At 68.8% G+C, this 6,138-nt stretch carries 5 protein-coding genes; 3 read left to right on the forward strand and 2 right to left on the reverse strand.

Annotated elements, in window-relative coordinates:
* Positions 1 to 2,160: xanthine dehydrogenase family protein molybdopterin-binding subunit (locus VF662_RS11940; RefSeq protein WP_464141432.1), on the reverse strand; the 2,160-nt coding region annotated here is incomplete at its 3' end.
* Positions 2,161 to 2,202: 42 nt separating this feature from the next.
* Complete coding sequence (locus VF662_RS11945) at positions 2,203 to 3,885, reverse strand: class I adenylate-forming enzyme family protein (RefSeq protein WP_464141435.1); 1,683 nt, start codon at positions 3,883 to 3,885, stop codon at positions 2,203 to 2,205.
* A 71-nt stretch (positions 3,886 to 3,956) separates the two neighbouring features.
* Between VF662_RS11945 and lgt the strand changes: the two genes are divergently transcribed.
* From lgt to VF662_RS11960, 3 genes are all read left to right on the forward strand, one after another.
* Positions 3,957 to 4,835, forward strand: a complete 879-nt coding sequence (lgt, locus tag VF662_RS11950) for a prolipoprotein diacylglyceryl transferase (RefSeq protein WP_464141437.1) — start codon at positions 3,957 to 3,959, stop codon at positions 4,833 to 4,835.
* Complete coding sequence (locus VF662_RS11955; RefSeq protein ID WP_464141440.1) at positions 4,825 to 5,874, forward strand: class I SAM-dependent methyltransferase; 1,050 nt, start codon at positions 4,825 to 4,827, stop codon at positions 5,872 to 5,874. The genes lgt and VF662_RS11955 overlap by 11 nt, the downstream gene beginning before the upstream one ends.
* A 16-nt stretch (positions 5,875 to 5,890) precedes the next feature.
* On the forward strand, positions 5,891 to 6,138 hold a 248-nt coding region (locus tag VF662_RS11960), incomplete at its 3' end, for a GNAT family N-acetyltransferase (RefSeq protein WP_464141442.1).

Below are 6,138 nucleotides of genomic sequence, written 5' to 3' on the forward strand. Positions count from 1 at the left end.
GTTGGCGATGGCGGGCGCGACTGTAGGCACCCCCAGCTCGGTGCAGCCGCCGGGATCCTCCTCGCTCGGCAGGATCTCCACCGTGATGTCGGGCGAGTCCGCAAGCCTCGGAAGTCCGAGTGCGCCGAGGCTCCGGACGGACGGAAGGCCCTTGTCGAAGCGGATCGGATTGCCCGTCGCTCCGGCGATTCCGTAGATGATCCCACCCTCGATCAGCTGCTTCACGATCTCGGGGTTCACCACGCGGCCGACGTCCACCGCACAGACGGCCCGGTTCACGCGGATACGCTGATCGCTCCCCACCGAAACTTCCATCAAAGTGGCGGCGTGGGAGCCGTAGGCGCTGTGCGCTGCCAGGCCCATCGGGCTGCCGGAGGCGCCGCCGTCCCAGCCGCCGAGCGTTGCAGCCGTCGTCAGCACCCGCGCCAGCCGCGGATTGTCGCCGAGCATCTGCATCCGGAACGACATCGGCTCGATATTCGCCTTCCGCGCCAGCTCGTCGACGAAGCATTCGGTGAAGAAAGCGGTGTAGCTGTGCGCGCCCGAGCGCCAGATGCCGGTCCTGAGCCCAACGTCCGCCGCGTGATGGTCCACCGCGGCCGCCGGGATCGAATATGGCGGTGCGGCGCCCGCAACCGCCGCGGCTTCCGCTTCGTCCGTGAGCCCGTTCGCGCCGGAGCGGAGGCGGCCGATCACCTGCCCGGCCGTACCGGGAGCCGCGATCCGCGCGTGCCAGCTCATGATCCTGCCGCCGGCGAGCGTCGCGCTCATTTCGGCGTGCGCCGGCGGCCGGAAGCTGTCCTGCATCGTCTCCTCGATCCGCGACCAGACGACCTGCACCGGCCGCTTCAGCCGCGCTGCGATGATCACCGCCTGCTCGATCGCCTGAGTCTCGAGCTTGCGCCCATAGCCGCTGCCGATCAGCGTCGGGTAGACCGTAACCTGCCCCTCATCGACCCCGCCGGCCCGGGCCGCGGCGGCGCGCGCGAAGCCCGGTGCCTGCGTCGGCGCCCACACCTCGATCCGGCCCCCGCCGAGACGCGCGGTGGCGGTCAGCGTCTCCATCGGCGCGTTCGGAGCGACGCTGGCCGAATAACGGGCGCGGAACAGGCTGCCGCCCGCCACCGGCTCCTCCATGTCGCCCCGGCTGAAATAGCGGCTACCTTCACCCTCCAGCGCGGCTTTGAGCCGAGCCTCAATCCCAGCGCTGTCGACGAGGCCGCCGCTGGTCTCGAACTTCGGCTTCATCGCCTGGACCGCCCGGTTCGCCGCCCACCAGTTCGTAGCCACGGCGGCTGCCCAGCCCGGATTCTCGACCACGGCCAGCACGCCGGGGATACGATCCGCGGCCGCGCGATCCACCGAGCTCAGCCGGCTGTTCCCGATCGGGCCCGCCCGAACGGACGCATAGACCATGTCCGGAAGCCGGATGTCGCCCGCGAATTGGGCCGAGCCGTCCACCTTGGACGGAAGATCGAGGCGCGGTACCGGCTCGCCGAGCAGCCGGTTCTCCGTTCCGGTCCGAACCGGCAGATCGGAAGGCACGTCCTGCCGCGCAGCGGCGTCCGCAAGCTCGGCGAAGCTCAGCCTTTCCCGCCCATGGACGACGAAGCCTCCGGCCGTGTGGAGCGATTCCCAGTCCACGTCCCAACGCTTGGCCGCGGCCTTGCTCAGCAAAGCCCGAGCGGCCGCTCCGGCTTCCCGCATCGGCGCCTCGAAGGCGCGGATCGAGGTCGAGCCGCCGGTCAGCATGATTGCGTTGCGGGTCGCGTATTCGTGCGCCGCCCAGCGGCGGATCCCCTCGAACGCCGACGGCAGCCCGTCAGTCAGCGCCTCTTCCGCAAGCAGCCGGTTGGCGTAGAGCGGGCTGAGCGGAGCGGGCTCGACCGAGACGGTGCGCCAGTCGGCGCCGAGCTCGTCGGCGAGGATCTGCGGAAGGCTCGTATAGACGCCCTGGCCGATCTCCGCCTGCGGGACCGCCACGATCACGCGTCCGTCGCTGCCGATCTTGAGGAAGGCGTTGAAGAGGGTCTCGCCAGGCGCCGTACGGAGGTTCGGCGTGTAGCGTCGCGGCCAAAGGCCCCAGGCGATCGTAAGCCCGGCGCCAACGCCGCCGCCCACCAGCAAGGTCCGCCGGCTGATCCTCCGCTCAAAGGCCATGCGGGTGCTGATAGAAGGACCGGTCCGCGCTCGCCAGCCGCATCAGCCGCGCGACGCGACTTCGGCCCGGTAGCGTTCGCGGAGGCTCACCTTGTCGATCTTGCCCGTGCCGAGCTTCGGCAGCGGCTCCCTCTGGATCCAGACATGGCCGGGAAGCTTGAAGCGGGCGATCTTCTCCTCGAGGAATTTCAGCAGCGCCTCTTCGGTCATCCCGTCCTCGCTGTAGACGACCGCCGCCGGAACCTCCCCGAGCCGCTCGTCGGCGATCCCGAACACTGAGGCTTCCGACACTAGGGGATGCGAATAGCAGGCGGCTTCCACTTCCTGGCTGCTGATATTCTCGCCGCCGCGGATGATGATGTCCTTCTTCCGGTCGACGATGAACAGATAATCGTCCTCGTCGAGATAGCCGACGTCGCCGGTGCGAAAATAGCCGTCCGCCGTGAATGCGGCCCGCGTCGCCTCCGGATCGCGCCAATAGCCGCGGAAGTTGCAGGCGCCGCGGATTGCGATCTCGCCCCGCTCCTTCGGCCCCAGATGCGCATCGCCGGGTCCGAGGATCGCGATCTCGACGATCGGCGCCTGCGGCCGGCCGGTGGAGGCGGGCTTGTCGGCATAATTCTGCCAGAAGTTGCTGCAGCCGGCGGCATTGGTCTCGGTGAGGCCGTAGCCGAGGGCCGGCTTCGCCCCGGCGAAGCTCTCCTGGAGCCGTTCCACATGGCTCACCGGCCGCGGCGCGCCGCCGGCGGCGATGTCGGTCAGCGTCGACAGATCGTATTTGTCGCGGTCCGGATGCTGCATGAGCTCGAGGCTCATCGTCGGCACGCCCACAAAATAGGTGATCTTCTCGTCCTGAATCAGCCGCAGCGCCTCCCCCGCATCCCATTTCGCCATCAGCACCATTCCGCGCCCGATCGCGAAGCTGTTGAGCAGGACCGGCACTTCGCCGGTCACGTGGAAAAGCGGCACATTGATGAGGGTGCGGAGCGGATCCTTCGGCGGGTCGCCCATGCTCTCCTTGATGCCGAGCAGGGTCGCGAGCCCGAGCGTATAGGCGTAGATTCCGGTCGTAACCGCCCGGTGCGTCGAGACCGCGCCCTTGGAGGCGCCGGTCGAGCCGGACGTGAAGAGGATGGTGGCATCGTCCTCCGGCGCCACCGGCGGCAGCTGCGCGTCCCCCGCACCTTTGGCAAGCAACGGCGCCATCGCCTCCTCGATCCTCTGCTCCACCGGCAGGACGATCGTCTCAACCTGGAGGCCGGTGGCCGAGATCCTCTCGGCGCGCGGGGCGTCGGCAATCACCAGCTTCGGCTCGGTGAGCTGAAGCGCATGGGCGAGCTCGTCCGGCTGCCACCAGCCGTTGACGAGGGTCGCGACTCCACCTGCCTTCAGGACCGCCATGTACGCGACGATCCAGGCAGGAGCGTTGCGCATCGCGATCGCCACCCGGTCGCCCTTCCCGATGCCCCAGCCGCCGACCAGCGCGGCGGCAGCGCGCTTGGCGTGGTCGTTGAGCTCGGCAAAGGTCATCCGCTCGTCGCCCGCGATGACCGCGGTCATGTCTCCGCGAAGCGCGCAGAAGAAGTCGAAGAACATCGGCAGCGTGGGCGGCAGGTTGGTGACGATCGCCCGCCCCTCTTCATCGCGGCCGATCTGGATCAGTCCTCCGGGCCCGGTGATCGATGCCAGGACCGCGTCGAACCGGCGGTCGAGCTCACTCGGCAATCCCCTTCTCCCTCGCTCTTCCAGTTGCTGGCGGCCGCCACTATGAGGGCGGAAAGCGGAGGGGAAAAGCCTTGTTACTGCCAGAAATCGCCGCGGCTGCGGTTGACGCTACGTCAGCCTTGCGTTGGGAAAATCTAGGGCTCGATCCCGTGGCGCTCGACCTCGGCTTTTTCAAGCTGCGCTGGTATTCGCTGGGCTATCTCGCCGGAATCATCATCGGCTGGTGGTACCTGCTGAAGCTGCTGGACCGGCCGGGCGCTCCGATGGCGCGGCGCCATGCCGACGACATGGTTTTCTACGCGACCCTCGGCATCCTGCTCGGCGGGCGGCTCGGCTACGTGCTCTTCTACCGCGCGGGCTTCTACTTCGATCATCCCGGGGACATCATCCGGGTATGGGACGGCGGCATGTCCTTCCATGGCGGCGTCATCGGCACTTCGCTCGGCATTCTCTACATGGCCCGGAAGCACGGCCTCAACTGGCTGCGCGTCCACGATTATGTTGCCTGCTGTGCGCCGTTCGGCATCTTCCTGGTACGTCTTGCCAACTTCGTGAACGGAGAGCTTTGGGGACGGGGCCCCACAGATGTCCCGTGGGCGATGATCTTCCCGGGCGGGGGCGAGATTCCCCGCCATCCCAGCCAGCTCTACGAAGCCGGGCTCGAGGGCATCGTGCTCGGCCTCATCCTCTGGTTCCTGTTCTGGAAGACCGATGCGCGCTACCAGCCGGGACGGCTCGTCGGCACCTTCATCCTCGGCTACGGCATCGCCCGCTTTCTCGTCGAGCTGGTGCGGCAGCCGGATCAGGGGCTCGAGCATCTGAGCTGGGGCCTCACCATGGGGCAGACTCTGACGCTCCCGATGATCCTTGGCGGCATCTACCTGATCGCGACCTCGAAGGGCCGGCGCCAGCGCGTGGAGCCGGTGGCCGGTACGGAAAGTGTCGCCTGAGCGGCCGCTGGCCGAAAGGCTGGCGCGGCTGATCGACAGCGGCGGGCCGATCAGCGTCGCCGACTACATGGCGCTCGCGAACGGCCATTATTACGCGACCCGCGATCCCCTCGGAGCGGCGGGCGATTTCACGACGGCGCCGGAGATCAGCCAGATGTTCGGCGAACTGGTCGGCCTATGGCTCGCGGACCTCTGGGCCCGGGCCGGGAGCCCGCGGGATATCCGCTATGTCGAGCTCGGGCCGGGCCGCGGCACCCTCGCCGCCGATGCCCTTCGCGCGATGCGCTCGGCCGGGCTGGAGCCGGAGGTGCATTTCGTCGAGACGAGCCCCGTCCTCCGGACCGCGCAGGCGGCGCGGGTGCCTGAGGCGGTGTGGCACGACGATCTCTCGACGCTTCCCGAGGGAGCTCCGTTGCTCATCGTCGCCAACGAATTCTTCGATGCACTCCCGGCGCGCCAGATCATCGCCGCCGACGGCGGCTGGCGGGAGCGGCTGGTCGTGCGGGAGGGGGAGCGGTTCAGGCCGGTGCCCGGGCCGGCGATCGGAAGCGCGACGATCCCGGTCCACATCCGCAATGCGCCTCTTGGCACGGTGCTCGAGACGTCCCCTGCCTCCGTTTCGATCATGCGCCAGCTCGCGCGCCTCATCGCCGCCTCAGGCGGCGCGGCGCTGATCGTCGACTACGGCCACGATCGCACCAGCGCGGGGGAGACTCTGCAGGCGGTCGCGAAACACGGTTTCTCCGATCCGTGGGAGGCGCCGGGCGAGCGCGACCTTACCGTCCATGTCGACTTCGAGGCGCTCGGCGATGCCGCGCGCGCGGAGGGCGCGCGCGTGTTCGGCCCGCGCGGGCAGGGGGAGTGGCTCGATGCGATCGGGATTGGGCTGAGGGCGGAGGCACTCTCCAGCGCCGCCCCCGACCGCGCAAAGGAGATCGAACGGGCGCGGCAGCGGCTGACTTCCCCTGAGGAGATGGGGACCCTCTTCAAGGCGATGGCGATCGTCGCCACCTCCTGGCCGGATCCCGCCGCCTTCTAATGATTGGCTCCGCGCAATGATTAGCTACCGCAACGCCACGCCCGACGATGCCGCCACCATGGCGGACCTCGGCCGCCGTACCTTCACGGAGACGTTCGGCCACCTCTACAAGCCTGAGGACCTGGCGCTGTTCCTGGAGAACCATTCGGAGGTCCGGTGGGCCGCGGAGCTGGCCGATCCCGCCTTCACGATCCGGCTGGTCGAAGAGGCGGGTGAGGCGGCCGGCTACGCCAAGCTCGGGCCGCCCTCGCTCCCGTTCGAGCC

The organism is Allosphingosinicella sp. (genome assembly GCF_036387215.1).
Classification (GTDB): Bacteria; Pseudomonadota; Alphaproteobacteria; order Sphingomonadales; family Sphingomonadaceae; genus Allosphingosinicella.